We start from the raw sequence: 22,377 nt of genomic DNA, 5'->3' as shown, positions 1-22,377 counted from the left end.
TATACTAATATTGATTATAAACTACTGAGGGATATGATGATTAAGAAAAAACGTTGGCGCATTTCCACAAGCGACAAAGAACAAGAGAATATCTTAATCCGTGAACTTGGTGTGAATCCTATTGTGGCCAAATTAATGGTTAATCGCCACATAGATGTTGATGAAGGGCGTCGGTTTTTACAAGGCTCTTTGTCTGATTTGTTAGATCCATTCGCATTAAAAGATATGGATGTAGCTGTTTCGCTAGTTCAGGAGACAATTGAAAAACATAAACCAATCGTTATTTATGGTGATTATGATGTAGATGGCATTACTGCCACATCTGTTCTATATCGTTTTTTAAAGAAACTAGGTGCTGATGTTACCTATTACATACCAGAGCGTCAAAGTGAAGGGTATGGCCTCAATTTAGATGCTTTAGAGCACCTTATAGAACGGGGTACAGCTTTAGTGATTACCGTAGACTGCGGTATTAGTTCTTACGATATTGTAGAATCTGTACGAGATCGTATCGATATGATTATTACAGATCATCATACGGCACCAGATATGATTCCACGAGCAAAGGCTGTTATTAACCACAAGCAAAAGGACTGTCACTACAAGGATAAGAACTTATCCGGTGTTGGGGTTGCTTTTAAATTATGCCAAGCATTGTGGCTTACAAAGACTGGTGAATGGTATTTAGATGATTTAGATATTGTTGCATTAGGCACTGTGGCGGACGTTGTGCCGTTAGTCGGTGAGAACCGCATCATCGTAAAAGCAGGCCTTGAAAAGATGAATAGTCATCCAAATCTAGGAATTAAAAAGCTAATCGATGTAGCAGGTCTCCATGAACGAACTATAACATCTGGACATATTGGTTTCACCTTAGCCCCACGGCTCAATGCAGCAGGTCGCGTAACCCATGCAACACGTGCTGTTGAGTTGCTAGTTACTGATAATACTGACATGGCTGAAGCGATTGCTGAAGAATTAAATGAAACAAATCGTGAGCGTCAAGAACTAGAGAGAAATATTCACGAACTAGCTCGTATCGATGTGGCTAACCAAGGCCATAAGGCAGACTATGTAACCGTTGTAGCCGGTGAAGACTGGCATCCTGGTGTTATCGGTATTGTGGCTTCTCGCTTAGTTGAGGAGTTTTATAAGCCGACCCTGGTTATTAGTATCCACGATGGCATTGGCAAAGGCTCCTGTCGTAGTATCGATGGTTTTAATATCTACGATGCACTGAAGTCTTGCGAAGATGTGTTATTACAATTCGGTGGCCATGCTGCAGCAGCAGGCTTCAGTATTGATGCAAATCGTATAGATGAATTGCGAGACCGTTTGACTGCGTATTGTAAGGAGCATGTAACAGCAGAGGAATATATTCCTGTTGTTGCTATTGATGCGGAACTACCCGTTGATGATATCGATGTAGATATTATTGACCGCGTATCAGCCCTTGAGCCATATGGTATGGCCAATAGTACGCCGGTCTTTGCCGTTATGGAAGCAACCGTACAAGATATAATGCTTATGGGACAATTGAAAAATCACTGCAAGGTGATTTTAGAAACCTCTAGTGGCACATTGGATGCCATTGCTTGGAATCGTCCCGATTTATTTAAAACTATATTCATTGGAACTGTGGTGAAAGTAGCATTTTCATTGCAAAAGAATGAATGGCAAGGGATGGTTTCTCCACAGCTTATGATCCAAGCTATTGAACCGCTCACTGAAGAGCCGATTACACTTTCCACGGAAGGGCTTAGAGCAATGTATGTCATAGTCAAACAAGCTATGCGTGGTCGTAGTCAATCGGTTTATAATGTGGAGCAAGATATTTTGCGCCGTAAGCCGGCAGATCAAAATAATCGCAGTGCTCTTACATCCTTAGATGTATTTAAGGAGTTGGGCATCATAGAAGAATATACCAGTGATGATGGTCAATTAATGCTAAGATGGAATGCCATTGAAGGAAAATTAGATCTTGTCACGTCCGTAACATTTCTTACCTATAGTGTATAGGAGGTGACACCATGACAACTGTAAATGAAGAAGGCAAAGCTTTAGTAGAACAAAGCACTTTTGATAAAGGAAAAGCTTTAGCTGAATTTATGGAGTATATCCATACCTATTTAACAGATGATGAGTGTAACCAAGTATTAAAGGCTTTTGAGCTTGCAGATAAGGCTCACGAAGGTCAGCTTAGAGCTTCTGGTGAACCGTATATCATGCATCCACTAGCAGTAGCTGATATTTTGGCACACTTACAAATTGACCATATCACACTTATGGCAGCACTCATGCATGATGTGGTTGAGGATACATCATATTCAAAGGAAGACTTGGAGGAAATGTTTGGCTCTGAAGTAGCATTCCTTGTTGATGGTGTAACGAAATTAAACCAATTCCAATATGAAACAAAAGAAGATCGGCAAATGGAAAATTATCGGAAGATGATTTTAGCCATGGCGAAGGATGTGCGCGTCGTTGTTATTAAACTAGGTGACCGCCTACATAATATGCGTACCTTAAAGCATATGCGTAGCGACAAACAAAAGCGCATTGCAAAGGAAACATTAGAAATCTTTGCTCCTTTAGCACATCGCCTTGGTATCTTCAATGTGAAATGGGAGCTGGAAGACTTATCATTCCGGTATTTAGAACCAGAAAAATACTATGATCTTGTAGATCAAATGAAGCAAAAACGCCAAGCTCGTGAAGATATTGTAAATGATACGATGAGTCAACTCACTAAGGCTTTAGGCGAAGCTCATATTAAGGCGGATATCAAAGGTCGTCCAAAACATTTCTACAGTATTTACAAGAAGATGAAAAAGGACAATCGCGATTTATCTCAAATCTATGACTTGCTTGCAGTTCGCGTTATCGTTGATACAATTCCTGATTGTTACGCCGTATTAGGCATTGCTCATAGCTTGTGGAAACCATTGCCATATCGTTTTAAAGATTATATTTCCATGCCGAAATCTAATATGTATCAATCGTTACATACTACGGTTATCGGTACCATGGGGCAACCTGTAGAAATTCAAATCCGTACATGGGAAATGCACCGCGTATCTGAATACGGTGTTGCAGCGCATTGGCGTTATAAAGAAGGCAATAAAAATGGCGATAAGGATTTCGACCAAAAGGTTGCCTGGTTACGCCAAGTCCTTGAATGGCAAGATACAAGTAATCCAACAGAACTCGTTAATGCTTTAAAACTAGACGTTTTCTCTGGTGAGGTCTTTGTATTCACACCAAAGGGCGATGTTGTTAAATTGCCAATTGGTTCAGTTCCACTTGATTTTGCGTACCGTGTTCATACCGATGTTGGTCATCGCTGTGTGGGTGCGAAGGTAAACGGTAAAATTGTACCGCTAGATTACACCTTACAAAATGGCGATATTGTAGATATTATTACATCTAAAACAGGTCGTCCAAGTCTTGATTGGCTTAATATTGTAGGCTCTTCTGAAAGTAAGAGCAAAATTCGCAACTGGTTCAAGCGTGAAAATAAAGCTGAAAATATAGAAAAAGGCCTAGAGGCGCTTGAAAAAGAAGCGAAACGATTAAACTATAGTTGGAAAGAATTGATCGGTGATAATCGTCTCCAACAAGTTACAAAACAGCTTAAAGCAGGTACTGAAGAGGAAATGTTTGCTGCTTGTGGCTATGGCGGTATTCCTGTCAGCACTGTTCTATTACGGTTAATTGAACTCTATAAAAAATCTAAAGAAGCAGAAGAGTCTAAACACAGCACTGAACAAATCATTGAGAAGTTAAAAGCTCAAGGGCCAAAAACGACTAAGAATGGTACGGGCGTTCTCGTAAAAGGGGAAGCTGGTGTCATGGTGCGTATGGCGAAATGCTGTAGCCCTGTACCTGGTGATGATATCATCGGTTATATCACGCGTGGTCGTGGGGTATCCATCCATCGCTCCGATTGTACGAGTCTAGGGCATACGCCAGAAGATTTAGAGCGTATGATTGAGGTCTCCTGGGATGGTTCCTCTGGTGAATCTTTCCACGTAGGCATCGATATCCAAGCTTATGATCGAAATGGTCTGTTGATGGAGGTTATGGCTGTACTTTCAGAATTGAAAATCACCATTACAAACATCAATGCAAAGGTTCAAGAAGATACTAAAACCGTAAGTATCAATGTAGTTGTTGATATCCGAGATATTTCACAACTTGATTTTGTTATGACTAAGTTGCGTCGTATTCGTGAAGTATATACGGTACAACGTAGTAAAGGAGGGGCTTAATGAGTGAACAACAATTAGTGCTTATGCGCATGCCTTTAGGTCCACTAGGAACAAATTGCTATGTCATAGGTGATAAAGCGGTTGGTGAGGCTTTCATCATTGACCCTGCCACACCGGAAGTATTAGATGCGCTAAAGAAACATGACTTGAAGCCAAAAGCCATTTTGCTAACTCATGGTCATGGTGACCATATTGGTGGCGTTCAAGATATTGTAGATACATATCATGTGCCTGTATATATTCAAAAGGGTGATGTACCATATTTGGCAGATCCTGAGTTAAATCTCAGCGCCTATAGCAATCCTACACCCATTAAGGTAAATGCTGATATCATCGAGGTTAAGCAAGGTGACCATATTACATGTGGCGCTATTGACCTTGAAGTACTTGAAACGCCAGGTCATACGCCGGGTGGGGTATGTTATTATATGGAAGGCCTTGTATTTGTAGGCGATACACTATTTAGAGATTCTGTGGGACGTACAGATTTTCCAAATGGTTCTTATGAGACGTTAATGGAATCCATTAAAACGCAGCTCTATAAGTTGCCTGATAATACTATGGTGTATCCTGGTCATGGGCCGGAAACAAATATAGGTTATGAAAAACAATACAATCCATTCGTTGGAGCGTAGGTTTTATAAAATTTTGTAAGAAGTAAAGGGGATAGTTATCATGAATACAACATTAGAAAAATTAAAAGAACGCATTAAAGACAAAAAATACAAATTGACTACACAACGTCAAACAATTTTACAAGCCTTCATCGATGCTGATGAAAATCATTTAAGTGCAGAAGACGTATATGTACTTGTAAAAGAAGTGGCTCCTGATATCGGCTTGGCTACTATTTACAGAACACTTGATCTCTTCACTGAACTTGATTTGTTGAAACGTCTTGATTTCGGCGATGGCCGTAACCGTTACGAATTGAACGACGAAGAGTTTGCTCATTTCCACCATCATTTGATCTGCGTAAAATGTGGCAAAGTATCCGAGTTTGAAGATGATATGCTTGAAACACTAGAATCCATCATTGCTAAAAAATTGAACTTCCGCACTATCGACCATCAATTGAAAGTATATGGTTATTGCAGTGATTGCCAAAATCATATGACTGAAGCAGAGCTTGATAAATTAGAACGTATGGCTCATCACCATGCTTAATGGATATCTATATACGGGACCATTACCGCTTGGTTCTGTAGTGGCTCATAATTGTGGTGCTGCAGGCCTGTTTTCTGACAAGGTGCATCCAGATGTTATTCTTGAAGCTCATGAAGTCGATGGATTGTATACCTTAACAGTTACCATTGGTGACACGGTTCAGACTTTTGAAGGTCCCGTTTCCTCTATGGGACGACGTCAAATAGGGCAAGCTTTGTTAAGCTATTTGCGTGAATATCAAGGCTTGCCAGTTGATGCACCATGGGGGACTATGGTCGGTGTACGCCCTACAAAGCTGCTACATAAATATATAGATACATATGGCTCTGTCCACACAGCAACTCGTCACATTAGGGACGAGTTTTCTGTGTCTATGGAAAAACTTGCCACTTTAGGAGCTATAGGTGAATACCAACGTCCGTTTTTAGCTGATACAGACGATAAAAAGGTGAGTCTCTATTGTGGCATTCCTTTTTGTGACACCCGCTGTGTTTACTGCTCCTTTCCGTATGGACTCTATCAGGACTATGATGGTAAAAGCCAATTTTTAACTGCCTTAGACCGGGACATAGAGGATATGAAAACTATTGTTGAATCGTATGGCTTAACGGTAGATACCCTCTATATGGGAGGCGGTACACCGACGGTGTTAGGGGACGAAGACTTTCACCAAGTTCTGAAACAGCTATCTATACTTGTTCCTGAAGGTCATGAGTTTACTGTAGAAGCGGGGCGACCGGATTCTGTTAATCCTACAAAGTTACGATCTATGCTTGATTTAGGTGTTAATCGTATCAGTATTAACCCACAAACGATGCAAGATGATATTTTACGTCGCATAGGGCGTGGACATAGTGCACGTGATATTGATGAGTTGTTACACTATGTCAAACATAATACGTCGTTAGCGGTAAATATGGATTTTATTGCCGGTTTACCAAATCAAACGATGCAAAACATGATAGAGAATATGGATTATGTATGTCAAAATTTGCCGGAAAATGTTACAATTCATACGTTAGCATTAAAACGTGGTAGCCCATTGTATGATTTAAATATGCAAGATGATATCCCTGAGGAACATCTCGTGGCAGACATGGTACAATATGGTAAAGAGCGTCTAGAAGCGGCTGGCTATGTACCATATTATCTATATCGTCAACAATATATGAGAGGACAGTTAGAGAATATCGGCTATACCTTGCCCGGCAAAGCGTGCGAATACAATATTCAGATTATGGAAGAGCGACAAAGTATTCTTTCCATGGGACCTGGTAGTTCATCTAAGTGGATGCGGGCCCCTGAATATCGTCAATTGAAACAGCATATGCCAAAGGATGTAGATGTTTACCACGCAACGATAGATGCACTATTAGAGAAACGACATAGAATTTGTAAAAAATTTTGGGAGGTTGTGTAATGGCTATTAGAAAACCAAGAGGTACACAAGACTTTTTGCCAGAGCAAATGATAAATTGGCACTATATTGAACAGCGTATGCGTGAAATTTGTAAGGTATACGGGTTCAACGAAATTCGCACACCTGCCTTTGAAGATACTAAATTATTTTTGCGTGGCATCGGTGAAACTACAGATGTAGTACAAAAGGAAATGTACACATTTACTACGGGTGATGATGGTGGCTCTAGCTTTACCTTGCGCCCTGAAAATACAGCATCTGCAGTACGGGCCTATTTAGAAAATAAAGTATATGGTAAAGAAGGCCTTACAAAATGGTATTACATGGGGCCTATGTTCCGACATGATAAACCACAAGCTGGCCGTTACCGCCAATTCCACCAATTTGGGGCAGAGGTATTAGGTTCTCAATCCCCTGTAGTGGATAGTGAAGTTATCTGCATGGTCGTACAATTGTTGAAAGACTTTGGCCTTAAAGACCTCAATGTAGAGGTGAACTCTGTAGGATGTCCAATATGCCGCCCTGTATACCGTGAAAAATTAATTGAGTTCTTTGAGCCTAAAAAAGAACAATTATGTAGTGACTGCCAAGAACGTTTGTATAAAAATCCGTTGCGTATCTTGGATTGCAAAAATGAAACATGCAAATCTTTGTCCGTAGGTGCTCCTGAAATTCACGAACATTTATGTGAAGAATGTCATGATCACTTTGAAGAATTAAAAACTTATTTAACGGCTGCTAATGTGCAATATACATTAAATCCTCGTTTAGTACGTGGCCTTGATTATTACACAAAAACAGCATTTGAGGTGCAATATACTCCATTAGGGGCTCAAAGTGCAGTAGCCGGTGGTGGTCGTTACGATGGACTTGTAGAGGAACTTGATGGTCCTCATACACCAGCTATCGGTTTTGCGATGGGCATGGAACGTTTATTATTAGCCCTTGAAAAACAAAACTTATTACCGGAACAAACTGTAGAGCCATCTGCATTCGTAGTAGCTCTTGGTGATGCGGCTAAGGTAGAGGCTTTCAAAATTTGCCAAGCATTGCATGATGCATATGTATCCGTTGAAATGGACGGACAGGGTAAGAGTATGAAGGCACAATTAAAATATGCTAACAAAATTAATGCAAAATATGTTATCATATTGGGTGATGATGAATTGGCTCGTGGGGAAGCCATAATCCGATTCATGGAAACTAGTGAACAAGAAACTGTACCACTCGATACAGTTTCTGAACGTATAACTTCTTTGGTGAAAGGATGACAATTAGAATGGAAACAATGCAAGGCTTACACCGTACGCACGGTTGTGGCACCATCTCTGAACAAGAGGTAGGTAAAGAGGTCGTATTATGTGGTTGGGTTGAACGCCGTCGTGATCATGGTGGTTTGATTTTCTTGGATTTACGTGATCGTTCTGGCGTAGTACAAGTAGTGGCATCTCCAGATCATAACGTGGAATCTTTCCACAAAGCAGAGGATGTTCGTAACGAATATGTACTTTGTGTACGTGGTAAAATTACAAAACGTGATGAAGCTGCTATCAATCCAAATCTTCCAACAGGTGCATATGAAATGTACTGTGAAGAGTTGCGCGTATTGAACTCTGCTAAAACACCTCCATTCTATATCCAAGATGATATCGATGTAGATGAAAATATTCGTTTAAAATATCGTTACCTTGACTTACGTCGTCCAGAAATGCAACGTAACTTGATTTTACGCCACAAAGTAACGAAAGCAATGCGCGACTTCTTCGATAGCCGCGATTTCTTGGAAATTGAAACTCCAATGCTTACTAAATCTACACCAGAAGGCGCTCGTGACTATCTAGTACCTTCTCGTGTAAATGCTGGTACATTCTATGCATTGCCACAATCTCCACAAATTTTCAAACAAATCTTGATGGTAGCTGGTTATGAAAAATATTTCCAAATCGTTCGTTGCTTCCGCGATGAAGATTTGCGTGCAGACCGTCAACCAGAGTTCACTCAGCTCGACTTGGAAATGTCCTTCGTAGATGAAGAAGACATTTACTCCATGCTTGAAGAAATGGTTGCTCATGTATTTAAAACTACATTGGGCAAAGAACTCACATTGCCTATGCCTCGCATTACATGGGATGAAGCAATGGATAAATATGGTTCTGATAAACCAGACCTTCGTTTTGACATGGCCTTTACTGATGTAACTGATCTTGTAAAAGATACAGAATTTAAAGTATTCCGTTCTGTTATCGACAATGGTGGCGTAGTTAAAGGTATCGTAGTACCTGGTGATGCAGGTATTCCTCGTCGTGAACTTGATGACCTTGTTGAATATGTAAACCGTTATGGTGCGAAAGGTCTTGCATGGGCTTGCTTCAATGAAGATGGTTCTATCAAGTCTCAAATCATGAAGTTCTTAGGTGAAGATACAATCCGCAACATCGGTGAAAAAATGGGCGCTAAAGGTGGCGACCTCGTATTGATGATTGCTGATAAACCAGCAACTGTAGCACGTGCATTGGGCGAATTGCGCCTTGAAATGGCACGTCGTATGAACATGATTGACCAAGATAAATTGGCATTCACATGGGTAACTGACTTCCCTATGTTCGAATATAATGAAGATGAAAAACGTTATGTTGCAATGCACCATCCGTTCACAATGCCTCGTCATGAAGACCTTGATAAATTGGAATCCGATCCTGGCAGCGTAAAAGCAATCGCTTATGATATGGTATTGAACGGTGTTGAAATCGGTGGCGGTTCCTTGCGTATTTACCAATCTGATGTACAAGAAAAAGTATTCAAAGCTATTGGTTTGTCTGAAGAAGAAGCAAAATCCAAATTCGGCTTCATGCTTGATGCATTCCAATATGGTGCACCTCCTCATGCAGGCTGTGCATTCGGCCTTGATCGTCTTGTTATGTTGATGGCAAAACGTCAATCTATCCGCGACGTAATCGCATTCCCTAAAACTCAATCTGCTTCTGATGTTATGAGCCAAGCGCCATCTGAAGTAGAACCTAAACAATTAAAAGAGTTGCATATTAAACCAGATATCGAGGAAGAAGAAGAGCAATCTTTGGTGTAAAAACATAGGCAAGAATTGATTAAAATTCAAATGTCAAGACTTGTTTATTACCAATCTTTCTGATACTATTTATGTATAAGATATCCCTGCCATGTGCGTGTGATATCGCAGTTTTGAGCCAACACATTTACTTCGGGAGTCCGAACTCTCGTCTGAACGTTACGCCCTTATGGGACAACTGCAGGATGAGGAGGACACCCACCTGCCCTAAGCAGGATCAAAACGCGGTACATTACGGCATGGTGGGGCTTTTTTGCGTGTAAAAATGGCATATAATGAGAACATCAATGGTTTAGAAATATGAATATTAATTGTTTAGATACAGTGAATTGAGGTGATAGAATGGATAGTTTGTTTGATTTAGAGCCTACAAATGCATATGAGCCACTTCCTGTGCGTATGCGTCCTACCAAGTTGGATCATTTATACGGTCAAGAGAAGGCCGTAGGGAAGGGGACCTTCTTACGTGCTATGGTAGAGAAGGATACCATTCCATCTATGCTTTTTTATGGGCCTTGTGGAACGGGGAAAACTACACTAGCAGGTATCATTGCTAAGGTAAGTAACAGTCATTTTGTAAATTTAAATGCTACCAATGCTGGTATAGGTGAGTTGCGTAACATCATAGAGGATGCTCGTAAGCGCGTACGGTCATTACAACAAAGAACTATATTATTCCTCGATGAAATCCATCGTTTCAATAAAAGCCAACAAGATGTGTTATTACCTTGTGTAGAAGATGGTACGATTATCCTCATTGGTGCCACCACAGAGAATCCGTTTTTTGAGGTTAATAGACCGCTTTTATCCCGTTTGCGACTCATAACATTGGAGGCTTTGACACCAAAGGCGATTGGTCAAATTTTGCGTCGTGCTATTACAGATGAAGAGGTAGGTCTTGGTAAACGCCGTTTACAAGTAGCCGATGAAGTGCTAGAGGATGTAGGAATTTTCGTTAATGGCGACGGTCGTATGGCTTTGAATATTTTAGAACAGGCTGCAGCTATGGTACCGGATGAAGGGACTATAACCATAGAGGTTCTTGAAAAAGTTGTGGGACGTCGGATTTACACATATGATAAAAAAGGTGACAGCCACTACGATACAATCTCTGCTTTTATTAAAAGTATGCGTGGCTCTGATGTACAAGCGACGATGCATTATTTAGCACGTATGATTGAAGCGGGGGAGGATCCTAATTTTATTGCTCGTCGGATCGTAATATGTGCAGCTGAGGATGTAGGCCTTGCAGATCCGCAAGCTTTAATTCTAGCCAATGCAGCGGCTCAAGCGGCTCATATGGTAGGATTTCCAGAGGCTCGTATCATATTGTCTGAGGCGGCTTGTTATGTAGCATTAGCACCGAAAAGTAATTCTGCTTATTTGGCTATCGATGCAGCAATTGCCGATGTGCGCCACAAGGATTGTGGACAGGTGCCAGATCATTTAAAAGATAGTCATTATAGTGGGGCTAGCAAGTTAGGTCATGGGAACACCTATAAGTATGCTCACAACTATCCAAATGGCTATGTAAAACAGCAGTATCTACCAACACCTCTTATGGATGCTTCGTACTACAACGGTATTAAAAGAGGCAAGGAAGAACAGTTGCTCTGTGACTGGGAGAAACGGCGTAAAAGCTAACTAAATACTTCGATATATGCTATAATATAATGATAAGTTAATTTACAGTAGTGTTATATAAGTAAGGGGTTTGTATAGATTTATGGCAGAAGAAAAAACTTCCACCAAAAAACGCAATACACGACGAAAGCGAACAAGTACAAAACAGCAAACTAAGTCTCAAGGATTTTCCTTGCGCAGCGAAGTTAAAGGCTTAATTGTAATTGCCTTTGCAGTTATTTCCTTGCTCGGATTCTTTGGGTTTGAACTCGGTCTTGTAGGACAGATTTTAACAGGTATATTCCGTTATGGTTTTGGCCTAGGCGGTATTATTCCTTGCCTTGGTGTGTTCTGGATTGGCTGGCGATTATTGTATAAAGGAACATTTATTTCCGTTACTAAACGGGGCGTTGTAATGACTTTGTTCTTCCTATTCTTGCTAGCTCTTGTTCCATTGTGGCGCGTTCCTGAGGGGCAGGAATTAATCACAACACAATTGGCTGATCAAGGTGGTGTAGTAGGTGGTGCCATCGCTACATTCCTTCGCACCCTATTAGGTGAGCTAGGGGCTATCATTTTAGATGTGTTCTTATTATTAGCCTTTGGTATTCTGATCACTCGTTTATCTTTGCGAAGTGGCCTGCAAAAGGCAGCGGATAAAACACAAGTAGGTTTAGATGTGGCTAAAGAAGTGGCTGCTGAGAAGGTAGCTGTAGCTAAAGAGGTCTTTGAAGATTGGAATGAACAACGTAAAGAAGCTGCAGAACAACGGAAAGCGTATAACAGGGAAAAGGACACACGCTTTGCTGATGCTGCAGATCAAGCGTTAGATACACTTGAAAAACGAGGTATCACTACTGACCGAGATAACTTTGAAACGAGTGCGGTTGTAGATAATGAATCTATGGTGGATACAGTAACGACTGTAGAAGCTCCAAAGGCTCCCACATCTTGGAAAGAATTAGCTGAAATAGAAGCGCGTAACCGTGCAGCAGAACAATTGGCGAATATTTCTGAAGATGCTGGTGATGCGAAGTCTTATGATGCAGATGATTTTGATCAATTCTCTGATGCTAGTAGATCTACAGGTGATGACTATGTATATACTCCAGATGAGGATTATACATATACTCCAGACGAAGGATATATAGATGAATCTGACTCAGTAGAGAATAACCATGAGGAACAACCAAAGTTTACATATCAAAATACAACGATTGGTCCATTGGAAACTAATCACGCTGCCATAGCTTCTGCTGTACCTGGAACAGGTGCTGCAGCAAGTTCTGTAAGTGCTGGTGCCGGTATGTCTGGTATGAGTTTACAAGTACCATCTACTATTAGTACTACAGAAGATACAGCACAAGTAGCAGTATCTAAAGATGGTCAAATTCATCGTACCTATGATAGACCTTATCATTTCCCAAGCCTTGATATTTTGGCGAAAGGGAAGGGGAGTCAAAGCAATGGTGAAGAAGTAGCGCAAAATGCAATGATGCTTGAAAATGTATTGAGTAACTTTGGTATTACTGCTAAGGTCGTTAATGCTACACAAGGTCCAACTGTTACACGCTACGAAATTGAACCTGCACCTGGTGTAAAGGTTAGCCGTATCGTCAACTTAACTGATGATATTGCCTTAAACTTAGCGGCTCAACATATTCGGATGGAGGCTCCAATCCCTGGTAAATCCGCCATCGGTATCGAGGTTCCTAATAAGACGACAGAGGCCGTTCATTTGCGTGATGTTCTTGATTGTAGTGACTTCAAGGACGCTCGTGGGGGTATTCCGGTAGGTCTTGGCAAGGATATTGCAGGTAAGCCTGTTATTACTGACCTTGCGAAGATGCCTCACTTGCTTGTAGCAGGTACTACTGGTTCTGGTAAATCTGTATGTGTTAATACTTTGATTTCAAGTATTCTATTTAGTCGTAAACCAGAAGAGGTTAAGCTTTTATTAATCGACCCTAAGATGGTTGAATTGTCTATCTACAATGGCATTCCTCATTTGATGGCGCCAGTTGTAACAGATATGAAAAAAGCAGCTGCTGTATTGCGTTGGGCTGTTCGTGAGATGGAGGCTCGTTATAAAGCTTTTGCAGCATCTGGCAAACGCGATATTAAGAGCTATAACGAAGCGCACCCTAAGGCGGCTATGCCTTTGATTGTATTAATTATCGATGAGTTAGCTGACCTTATGATGACTGCTCCTGATGATATTGAAGAATCTATTAGTCGATTAGCACAAATGGCGCGTGCTGCAGGTATTCACATGGTACTTGCTACGCAACGTCCTTCTGTCAACGTTATTACAGGCTCTATTAAGGCCAATGTACCTAGCCGTATTTCCTTTGCAGTAGGTTCTCAAATTGACTCCCGTACTATTCTCGATATGGCGGGTGCTGAGAAATTGCTTGGTAAAGGGGATATGTTATTTGCTCCAATTGGTGCTAATAAACCAATTCGTGTACAAGGTGCATTTATCTCTGATGATGAGGTAGAACATCTTGTAGAATTTGTAAAAGCTCAACGTGAACCAGAATATGACGATACTGTTACACAAGAGGCTGAAAAGGAAACCGAAAAAGAATCATCAGAAGAAAATGATATCTACCGCGATGAATTATTAGAACGTGCTGTTAATCTCGTTATGGAATCTGGTCAAGCTTCTGTGTCTATGTTACAGCGTCGATTCCGCATTGGGTATACTCGTGCGGCTCGCCTTGTTGATACGATGGAAGATCTTAAAATTGTTGGTCCTAGTATGGGCAGTAAGGCTCGAGAAATTTTGATGAGCCCTGAACAAGCTAAGGCGCGATATTTCTCAGACTCCAATGATGAGCAATAATTAAATGATTACGATATGAGTATTATGTAGATTAAGAGAGGAACGAAAATGGCTGAATTAGGCGAAGAATTACGACGTGAACGAGTAAGACGTAATTTAACCTTTAAAGATGTGGAGCAAGTACTGCACATTAAAACAACCTATTTGGAAGCTATAGAAGATGGTAAGTATGACATCATTCCTGGTCAGGTCTACGTAAAAGGCTTTATTCGTAATTACGGTAATTATTTAGATCTTGATGGGGATCGCTTGGTAAAAGCCTACCAAAGTCAAGTAGGTGATATAGATACGTTTTCTTTGCGTTCTGTGACGCGTCAGAAGGCACAAGCTGCGCCAAATTTGGTGCAAAGTGAATTCGTTGAATACCAAACCTCTAAAAAGCGTATGTCCTTAGAAACGCGTCAACGAAAACGCCAACGTTCTATCGTTCAGGAACGTATTATTTTAGGCATTATTTTATTCTGTATGGCATTATTTTTACTGTGGTTATTCCTTTTCTAATAGTTGATTAGGAATGATAGAAAGGCATTTACACAATCAATGGATAGATTTTTAGTAACAGAACCTTCGGAGATGAAGGAACGAGGTTGGGCCGAATTAGATTTTGTCCTCATTAGTGGGGACGCCTATGTTGACCATCCTTCCTTTGCACCTGCAGTTATCGGCAGATACTTAGAATCCAAAGGCTATCGTGTAGGCATTATAGATCAACCAGATTGGAATGATGTAGAGGCTTTCAAAAAACTTGGTAAACCGCGTCTAGCATCCCTTGTTACAGCAGGGAATCTAGATTCAATGCTCAATAAATTTACGGCAGCAAAGAAAATTCGTCGACAAGATGACTATTCTCCAGGTGGTGAAGCGGGCCATCGCCCAGATCGAGCTACCTTGGTATATGCGAATCGTATGAAGGAGGCTTACAGTGATGTGCCTCTTATTATCGGTGGCATAGAGGCGTCCTTACGTCGATTTGGTCATTATGATTATTGGTCAGATACTGTGCGTCGTTCTATTTTAGTTGATTCAAAGGCAGATGTACTCATTTATGGTATGGGTGAACTTCAAATTGTAGAATTAGCTGATGCGTTAGATCAAGGTAGATTTAAAGAGTCCTTGCCATCTATTCGTGGTATTTGTTATATGGCCAAGGAAATCCCTACCATAGACTATGTTGAGTGTCCATCTTTTGAGGAAATTAAAGCGGATAAGATGGCTTTTGCTGATGCATTCCGTATGCAGTATGATGAACAAGACCCATTCTATGGTCGTATAGTAGTACAAAAACATGGCGATAGATATCTTGTTCAAAACACACCTGCATTGCCACTTACGCAGGAGGAAATGGATGGCGTATATAACTTGCCGTATACTCGCAAGTGGCATCCTAAATATGATGATAAGGGTGGCGTACCAGCATTAAGCGAAGTACAGTTTAGCCTTGTAAGTCAACGGGGGTGCTTTGGTAGCTGTTCATTCTGTGCAATAACAAATCATCAAGGTCGTATCATCCAAAACCGTAGTCATGAGTCTTTACTTGATGAAGCTCAAACTATGATTAATATGGATAACTTTAAAGGATATATTCATGATGTTGGGGGCCCTACGGCGAACTTCCGTCATTTAGCTTGTGACAAACAAGCTGTATATGGTGCTTGTAAAGGTCGTACTTGTGCTGCTCCAGAGCCTTGTGAAAATCTAAATACAAACCATGATGACTATATTGCTTTACTCCGTAAATTACGTAAGCTAAAAGGCGTAAAAAAGGTATTTGTTCGTTCTGGCTTGCGTTATGACTATGTTCTAGCGGATAACAATAAAGATTTTGTCCGCGAGCTTTGTGAATTTCATGTAAGTGGACAATTAAAAGTAGCGCCAGAACATGTTTCTAAACGCGTTACCAATATGATGGGCAAAGCTGGTAAGGAAGAGTTCCTCACCTTTAAATCTTGGTTTGAAGAGGCCAATAAAAAGCTTGGTAAGAAGCAATATTTAGTACCATATTTTATGAGCTCTCATCCAGGTTGTGCCTTGGAAGATGCTATTGAATTAGCTGAGTTCTTACGTGATCAACATATGTATCCAGAACAAGTGCAAGACTTTATTCCTACGCCGGGAAGCTTATCGACATGTATGTACTATACGGGCATTAACCCACTGGATGGAAAACCTGTATATGTTGCCAAAAAAGGTAGAGATAAAGCTAAGCAGCGGGCCTTAATGCAATATAAAAATATTGAAAATTATGACCTTGTAAAAGAGGCGCTCATTGAAGCTAATCGACGTGACTTGATAGGGTTTGGACCTGAATGTTTGATTCCACCACGCCCAATTGGTCGGACTAATCGTCCTAGTCAATCTAGTGGTTCTCGTAATAGTGGGAAGAATAATGATCGTCGCAACGGACGTCAGTCTAGTGAGAAAAGTAGTAAGGGTAGACCCTCTCGTAATGGCATGACCAAAAGTCGCCCATCTAATAGTAATCGAGGACGTGGTAGTCGTTAATAATGGAGAATAGTTTTGTCTATTCTGGTTTGGGAATACTTTATGTCTTATAGGAGGCATATATGAAACGGTGGATTGCTCCGGGCGTTTTAGCCCTATTTGTTATAGGAATGTTAACCTATGGCGTAAACTTTTACCATCAAGAACAGTTAGAACATGCAAAAGAACCTGTTCGTGGTGAGATTACAGTTTATACAGACTTGCCGAACAATATAACTACATTGCTTGCCGACCGATATGAAGAGGAGAAAAATGTAAAAGTTACAGTTATGCCTCTTACAGAAGAGCAAATGGCCCAACGGTCGGCTTCAAATGTAGCTGATACATCTGGTGATCTGGTACTTACCTCTGAAGATAATCTCGTTGTAGGGGCAAATGTAGGGAAATATGCACCTATCGTTAATGAGAGAATTGACGAAGTACGTGATAATCTAAAAGATATAAATGGGTATTGGGTAGGTCTTTGGTATGATCCTATTGTATTTGTTCAAAATGACACCTTCTACAATGGGATAGGTAAATATATAACTACTTGGGATACATTGGGAAAACAAGGTGATTGGTCTATTGTGATGACCGATTTTGTAGCATCCCAAAATGCAGCTAATTTGTTATATAACATGGTGGAATATAGAGGCGAGCCTGAGGCACTGAACTATTTATATAGCTTAAAGCCACATATAATACAACATGCCAAGTTCTTGTCTACTCCAGTTCGCTTAACTGCGTTAGGAGAGTCTAATATCGGCATTGGTAATTTGTCTGATGCAGCCCAATATACTCGTCATGGATATCCGATTAAGGTTATATACCCAACAGATGGAACATCTTATTATGTAACTGGCGCTGCTGTGTTAAAAAATTCAAAACATAAAGCAGATAGCGTTGAATTTATTAATTGGTTGTTATCCACAAAGACTGCAAAATATATGGTTGAAAATAATTTCACCTATATATTTACGAATCCAGAAATGGATGAGCCAAAAGACTCATTGGGGCACGAGTTAATTTTATGGCCTGTTAATGGTGGTTACACTATAGATGGTAAAAAATTATTGTTAAATCACTGGGTTAGCCAAGTGCGCTTCCGCAAGGAGTAACTCAGTTATATAAATCCTATTACAGGAAGTAAATTGAGAAATAAACTAGTTATGAAAGGATATAGAATGGGTAAGAAATTAGGGTATGTTAGCCTAGGTTGTGCTAAAAACTTAGTAGATACAGAGGTAATGTTAGGCTTATTGAAAGATAATGGCTATACGATTACAGAGGACCTAAGCGAAGCAGATCTTATCGTTGTAAATACCTGTACCTTTATTGAGAAAGCAAAAGCTGAGTCTATTAATACTATTCTTGAGGTGGCTCAATATAAAGAGGATGGTAAATGTAAAGGTCTTATTGTAGCAGGTTGCTTAAGCCAACAATATCAAGATGAATTATTCCAAGAAATTCCTGAAATTGATGCTTTAATCGGTACAGGTGCATGGGACCAGATTATGGTAGCCGTTGATGCTATTGAGCATGGCAATCGCAGTTGTATCATGGAAAATATTACAAATATTTATGATGAGCGTATGCCGCGTATTCAAACAACGCCTCGGTACAGTGCATATGTAAAAATTGCTGAAGGCTGTAATAATGGTTGTACATTCTGTATTATTCCAAAGGTGCGTGGTGCATTCCGCAGTCGTACTATCGAGTCTATTAAGGCTGAAGTAGAACGATTGGCTGCATCTGGTGTTAAAGAGGTCGTTCTTATCGCTCAAGATACCACTAGTTATGGTATTGATCTAAATGATGGTAAACCATTGTTGACTACATTGCTTAAGGAATTAACTGCCGTAGAAGGTATCGAATGGATTCGCATGTTATACTTATATCCAACTTTCTTCTCCGATGAATTGTTAGATATTATCGTTAATGAGCCAAAACTTTGTAAATATGTAGATATTCCACTACAACATGTGAATAACGATATTTTAAAACAAATGAATCGTCGTGATGATCGCAATGATATTGAACGTTTGCTTAAGAAGATTAGAAATGCACCGACCCATATTACATTGCGCACATCTATCATCGTTGGGTTCCCTGGTGAAACAGATGAACAATTTGAAGAACTTTGTGACTTTGTAAAAGAAATAAAATTTGATAATATGGGCGTATTTACTTACTCTCAAGAGGAAGGTACACCAGCTGGTGCCCGTGAAGATCAAGTGCCAGAAGAGGTGAAAGAAGAACGTTATCATATTCTCATGTCCATTCAAGCAGCTATTTCTGAAGAGAATAATCGCGATTTAGAAGGTACTGTTGACTATGCAATGGTGGAAGAAATCGAGGACGGCGAGAATGGTACATTACTAGCTAAAGGACGTTTGAAATCTCAAGCACCTGATGTAGACGGTAATATGTACATTGAGGACTGCGGTGAAGATATTCAACCTGGTGATATTCTTAAGGTACAGGTAGAGCAAGGCTTTGCTTACGATGTAGTAGCTACGGTTGTAGAATAAAACACAGCTCGATTCTTTCGATTGTGGAGGTGATCTGATGATTGTAGAACTTATTTCTACAGGTTCAGAATTATTGCTAGGCGATACAGTGAATACAAATGTATCTTGGCTAGCACAAGAATTAAATAAATTAGGCTATACTATTGCTTATCAATCTGTAGTGGGGGATAATCCTAAGCGCATGGCAGAGGTCTTTCAATTAGCTAGCACTAGAGCGGACATCGTTATTAGTACTGGTGGTTTAGGCCCAACACAGGGTGATATTACACGTAATGTATTGGCGGATTCTGTGGGCCGAAAGATTTTATTTAATCAAGAGGCTATGGATGAGGTTGAAAAATTTTTCCAACGTGTAAAGCGTACTGTGCCTGATGCGAGCCGTCGCGAAGCACAATTGCCAGAAGGTGCAAAGGTATTACATAATCCAGTAGGTGTAGCACCAGGTGTAGTCGTTGAAGATGGGGATACTACATATATTCTTTTGCCAGGACCTCCTGGTGAGATGAAGGGTATGTTCCACGATAGTGTGGTGCCTTATTTAATGAATCGATTTGGTTCGCAAGGTGTTGTTACCTCCTATCGCTATGGTGTATATGATATTCGCGAAATTGATTTAGAAAATACCTTAATGGATCTCATTAAGAACCAATCGAATCCAACCATTGCGTTACTCATTAAAAAGGGGTACATAGAGGTTCGTATTACTGCTAAGGCTGACACCTTAGAGGCTGCCCATGAGGTTCTCAACCCTTGGGATGCTATCATTCGAGAACGATTAGGAGCTCGTGTAGGACGTGACTTGACTGTTTCTATGGAGGAAACACTTGGTCATGTATTACTTGAAGAGCATAGCACTATTAGTACTGCTGAATCCTGTACTTCTGGATTAGTTGGTAAGTTATTGACTAATGTCAGCGGTAGTAGTGAATACTACATGGGTGGCGTTATTTCGTATAGCAACGACATCAAACATCGTGTACTAGGTGTACCTCAAAACATGCTCGATACGTATGGTGCCGTAAGTGAGCAAGTTGCTAAGGCTATGGCCGAGGGGGCACGAACTGTGGGTCAAACAACATATGCCGTTTCTACGACTGGCATAGCTGGTCCCGGCGGTGGTAGCCCTGAGAAGCCGGTTGGTCTTGTGTGGTTCGGTGTAACTGGACCTCATGGGACAGTAGCTCACAAGACTAATTTAATTGGTAATCGCGAAGATATTCGACAAAGTGCAGCAGAGCTAGCACTATATTATGTGTATACTTATATAACAGAAAAGGGGAAATAAAATAATGGCTGTAGATGGCAGACAAGCAGCGTTGGATAACGCGTTAAAACAAATTGAAAAAGACTTTGGTAAAGGCGCTATTATGCGTCTTGGTGAAGCGGCTGATCGCATGAACGTAGAGGTTATCTCCTCCGGTTCTCTTGCTATCGATATCGCTGTTGGTGTAGGTGGTTTCCCTCGTGGTCGTGTTATTGAAATCTACGGCCCAGAATCTTCTGGTAAAACAACAGTAGCACTTCATGCTGTAGCAGAAGCACAAAAACAAGGTGGCATTGCGGCATTTATTGATGCGGAGCATGCGATGGATCCAGTATATGCTCGTAACTTGGGCGTAGATATTAATAATCTATTGATTTCTCAACCAGACAATGGTGAGCAAGCTCTTGAAATTACAGAAGCTCTTGTTCGCAGTGGCGCTGTAGATATCGTAGTAGTTGACTCCGTTGCAGCTTTAGTGCCTAAAGCTGAAATCGAAGGCGAAATGGGCGATGCTCACGTAGGTCTACAAGCTCGTTTGATGAGTAAAGCATTGCGTAAACTGACTGGTATCATCAGCAAGTCTAAAACTGTTGTTATCTTTATCAACCAATTGCGTGAAAAAGTAGGCGTAATGTTTGGGAACCCTGAAACTACAACAGGTGGTCGTGCATTGAAATTCTATTCTTCTGTACGCCTTGATGTTCGTAAGGGTGAACTTATTAAAGCTAACAACGAAAACGTTGGTGCCCGGACTAAAGTTAAAGTAGTTAAAAACAAAGTAGCACCTCCATTCAAAACAGCAGAATTTGACTTGATGTATGGTGAAGGTATTTCTAAAGCAGGTACTCTTATCGATATCGGTACAAATATGGAAATCATCAATAAATCTGGTGCATGGTATTCCTACAATGGGGAACGTATGGGCCAAGGTAAAGAGGCGGCTAAACAATACTTGCTCGACAATCCACAAATCGCTGATGAGATTGATCGTATTATTCGCGATACATTAGCGGTTGGCACTGAAGAAATCGATGTAATCGGTGAAGAAGTAACTGAAGAAGTATAATCATGAGTGAAGAAACGATGCAAGCTGCTATGGATCAAGCGTATCGCTTCCTAGCTCAACGATTTCTAAGTTCCTATGAACTGACACAAAAAATGAGACGTAAACAAATCGAGGACCCCATCATTGAGCGGGTCCTCGAACGCCTTAGAGACTATGATTATATCAATGATGAGCGCCTGTCTGAACAAGTATTAAACTATTTGATGAAAGAACAAAAATACGGCGCCTACATGATTAAGCAAAAGATGAAACTTAGAGGTCTTACTGTGCCTCCGGAAATCTCTGATTATGATGAAGTGAAAGCCGCTTATCGTGTGGTGGAGAAAAAATTTGGTTCCATTCTCAATGAGGACTGCACTCCTCGTGTAAAAGTCTTTAATTTTCTCAAATATAGAGGGTTTTCAACGAGTACTATCCAAGTTGTGTGCAATGATTTTTATGAATAGATAGTACTTTTTCTGAGGCCTTACCAGGCTTGTAAAATCTTGACAGAAAGGGCTTTCAAGTCTAAAATTAATAATAGCCTTATTTATTTATATGATGATATGGCTAAATGATAATTTAATGCATGAAGGGCATAAAAAGGAGCATGAAAGCTCGATTTTGAGAATTTAAGAG

General features: G+C 40.5%; 16 protein-coding genes and 1 other RNA gene. All 17 read left to right on the top strand.

Annotated features, from left to right (window positions below; genetic code table 11):
* The first annotated feature begins 36 nt into the window (after positions 1 to 36).
* The 17 genes from recJ (at position 37) to VEIS1202513_RS04845 (ending at position 22,205) form a co-directional block, all read left to right on the top strand.
* Positions 37 to 2,019, top strand: a complete 1,983-nt coding sequence (gene recJ, locus VEIS1202513_RS04925; RefSeq protein WP_060923968.1) for a single-stranded-DNA-specific exonuclease RecJ — start codon at positions 37 to 39, stop codon at positions 2,017 to 2,019.
* Between the two features lie 11 nt (positions 2,020 to 2,030).
* Entirely contained in the window at positions 2,031 to 4,271 is a 2,241-nt protein-coding gene (locus tag VEIS1202513_RS04920) for a RelA/SpoT family protein (protein WP_213466884.1), read from the top strand.
* Positions 4,271 to 4,906 (top strand): MBL fold metallo-hydrolase, encoded by a 636-nt coding sequence (locus VEIS1202513_RS04915; protein WP_213466883.1) that lies wholly within the window; start codon positions 4,271 to 4,273, stop codon positions 4,904 to 4,906. Before VEIS1202513_RS04920 ends, VEIS1202513_RS04915 begins: the two co-directional genes overlap by 1 nt.
* A 40-nt stretch (positions 4,907 to 4,946) precedes the next feature.
* Positions 4,947 to 5,438, top strand: coding sequence for a Fur family transcriptional regulator (locus VEIS1202513_RS04910; RefSeq protein ID WP_024065550.1), 492 nt, complete (start codon positions 4,947 to 4,949; stop codon positions 5,436 to 5,438).
* Entirely contained in the window at positions 5,431 to 6,858 is a 1,428-nt protein-coding gene (gene hemZ / locus VEIS1202513_RS04905) for a coproporphyrinogen dehydrogenase HemZ (protein ID WP_213466882.1), read from the top strand. The genes VEIS1202513_RS04910 and hemZ overlap by 8 nt, the downstream gene beginning before the upstream one ends.
* On the top strand, positions 6,858 to 8,129 hold the full coding sequence (gene hisS, locus VEIS1202513_RS04900; RefSeq protein ID WP_105094521.1) for a histidine--tRNA ligase: 1,272 nt from the start codon (positions 6,858 to 6,860) through the stop codon (positions 8,127 to 8,129). Before hemZ ends, hisS begins: the two co-directional genes overlap by 1 nt.
* A gap of 8 nt (positions 8,130 to 8,137) precedes the next feature.
* A complete protein-coding gene (gene aspS / locus VEIS1202513_RS04895) occupies positions 8,138 to 9,943 on the top strand; it encodes an aspartate--tRNA ligase (RefSeq protein WP_156720063.1) in 1,806 nt (601 codons plus the stop codon).
* A gap of 80 nt (positions 9,944 to 10,023) precedes the next feature.
* A non-coding RNA gene (gene ssrS, locus VEIS1202513_RS04890) (6S RNA) lies at positions 10,024 to 10,196 on the top strand.
* 89 nt (positions 10,197 to 10,285) lie between these two features.
* On the top strand, positions 10,286 to 11,587 hold the full coding sequence (locus tag VEIS1202513_RS04885) for a replication-associated recombination protein A (RefSeq protein ID WP_213466881.1): 1,302 nt from the start codon (positions 10,286 to 10,288) through the stop codon (positions 11,585 to 11,587).
* 82 nt (positions 11,588 to 11,669) lie between these two features.
* Positions 11,670 to 14,414, top strand: a complete 2,745-nt coding sequence (locus tag VEIS1202513_RS04880) for an FtsK/SpoIIIE family DNA translocase (RefSeq protein ID WP_213466880.1) — start codon at positions 11,670 to 11,672, stop codon at positions 14,412 to 14,414.
* A 48-nt stretch (positions 14,415 to 14,462) separates the two neighbouring features.
* Complete coding sequence (locus VEIS1202513_RS04875) at positions 14,463 to 14,915, top strand: helix-turn-helix domain-containing protein (RefSeq protein ID WP_005386075.1); 453 nt, start codon at positions 14,463 to 14,465, stop codon at positions 14,913 to 14,915.
* A 39-nt stretch (positions 14,916 to 14,954) separates the two neighbouring features.
* Positions 14,955 to 16,916, top strand: a complete 1,962-nt coding sequence (locus tag VEIS1202513_RS04870) for a YgiQ family radical SAM protein (RefSeq protein WP_213466879.1) — start codon at positions 14,955 to 14,957, stop codon at positions 16,914 to 16,916.
* Positions 16,917 to 16,978: 62 nt separating this feature from the next.
* Complete coding sequence (locus tag VEIS1202513_RS04865) at positions 16,979 to 18,016, top strand: ABC transporter substrate-binding protein (RefSeq protein WP_105094515.1); 1,038 nt, start codon at positions 16,979 to 16,981, stop codon at positions 18,014 to 18,016.
* A gap of 66 nt (positions 18,017 to 18,082) precedes the next feature.
* Positions 18,083 to 19,429 (top strand): 30S ribosomal protein S12 methylthiotransferase RimO, encoded by a 1,347-nt coding sequence (gene rimO / locus VEIS1202513_RS04860; protein ID WP_213466878.1) that lies wholly within the window; start codon positions 18,083 to 18,085, stop codon positions 19,427 to 19,429.
* 37 nt (positions 19,430 to 19,466) lie between these two features.
* A complete protein-coding gene (locus tag VEIS1202513_RS04855) occupies positions 19,467 to 20,714 on the top strand; it encodes a competence/damage-inducible protein A (RefSeq protein WP_213466877.1) in 1,248 nt (415 codons plus the stop codon).
* A gap of 4 nt (positions 20,715 to 20,718) precedes the next feature.
* Positions 20,719 to 21,759 (top strand): recombinase RecA, encoded by a 1,041-nt coding sequence (gene recA, locus VEIS1202513_RS04850; RefSeq protein ID WP_105094512.1) that lies wholly within the window; start codon positions 20,719 to 20,721, stop codon positions 21,757 to 21,759.
* A gap of 2 nt (positions 21,760 to 21,761) precedes the next feature.
* Positions 21,762 to 22,205, top strand: coding sequence for a regulatory protein RecX (locus tag VEIS1202513_RS04845; RefSeq protein ID WP_060923958.1), 444 nt, complete (start codon positions 21,762 to 21,764; stop codon positions 22,203 to 22,205).
* Positions 22,206 to 22,377: the final 172 nt, after the last annotated feature.

Source organism: Veillonella orientalis (assembly GCF_018406505.1).
GTDB classification, from domain to species: Bacteria; Bacillota; Negativicutes; order Veillonellales; family Veillonellaceae; genus Veillonella; species Veillonella nakazawae.
The sequence above is the reverse complement of the archived record's forward strand: the minus strand, read 5'-3'. Positions and strand labels throughout refer to the sequence as shown.

Bases quoted from the DNA above. Each gene is read 5' to 3' on its own strand.
- hisS (WP_105094521.1), top strand. From the start codon at position 6,858: ATGGCTATTAGAAAACCAAGAGGTACACAAGACTTTTTGCCAGAGCAA.
- VEIS1202513_RS04915 (WP_213466883.1), top strand. From the start codon at position 4,271: ATGAGTGAACAACAATTAGTGCTTATGCGCATGCCTTTAGGTCCACTA.
- VEIS1202513_RS04875 (WP_005386075.1), top strand. From the start codon at position 14,463: ATGGCTGAATTAGGCGAAGAATTACGACGTGAACGAGTAAGACGTAAT.
- VEIS1202513_RS04855 (WP_213466877.1), top strand. From the start codon at position 19,467: ATGATTGTAGAACTTATTTCTACAGGTTCAGAATTATTGCTAGGCGAT.
- recA (WP_105094512.1), top strand. From the start codon at position 20,719: ATGGCTGTAGATGGCAGACAAGCAGCGTTGGATAACGCGTTAAAACAA.
- VEIS1202513_RS04910 (WP_024065550.1), top strand. From the start codon at position 4,947: ATGAATACAACATTAGAAAAATTAAAAGAACGCATTAAAGACAAAAAA.
- rimO (WP_213466878.1), top strand. From the start codon at position 18,083: ATGGGTAAGAAATTAGGGTATGTTAGCCTAGGTTGTGCTAAAAACTTA.
- aspS (WP_156720063.1), top strand. From the start codon at position 8,138: ATGGAAACAATGCAAGGCTTACACCGTACGCACGGTTGTGGCACCATC.
- VEIS1202513_RS04920 (WP_213466884.1), top strand. From the start codon at position 2,031: ATGACAACTGTAAATGAAGAAGGCAAAGCTTTAGTAGAACAAAGCACT.
- VEIS1202513_RS04885 (WP_213466881.1), top strand. From the start codon at position 10,286: ATGGATAGTTTGTTTGATTTAGAGCCTACAAATGCATATGAGCCACTT.
- recJ (WP_060923968.1), top strand. From the start codon at position 37: ATGATTAAGAAAAAACGTTGGCGCATTTCCACAAGCGACAAAGAACAA.
- hemZ (WP_213466882.1), top strand. From the start codon at position 5,431: ATGCTTAATGGATATCTATATACGGGACCATTACCGCTTGGTTCTGTA.
- VEIS1202513_RS04865 (WP_105094515.1), top strand. From the start codon at position 16,979: ATGAAACGGTGGATTGCTCCGGGCGTTTTAGCCCTATTTGTTATAGGA.
- VEIS1202513_RS04870 (WP_213466879.1), top strand. From the start codon at position 14,955: ATGGATAGATTTTTAGTAACAGAACCTTCGGAGATGAAGGAACGAGGT.
- VEIS1202513_RS04845 (WP_060923958.1), top strand. From the start codon at position 21,762: ATGAGTGAAGAAACGATGCAAGCTGCTATGGATCAAGCGTATCGCTTC.
- VEIS1202513_RS04880 (WP_213466880.1), top strand. From the start codon at position 11,670: ATGGCAGAAGAAAAAACTTCCACCAAAAAACGCAATACACGACGAAAG.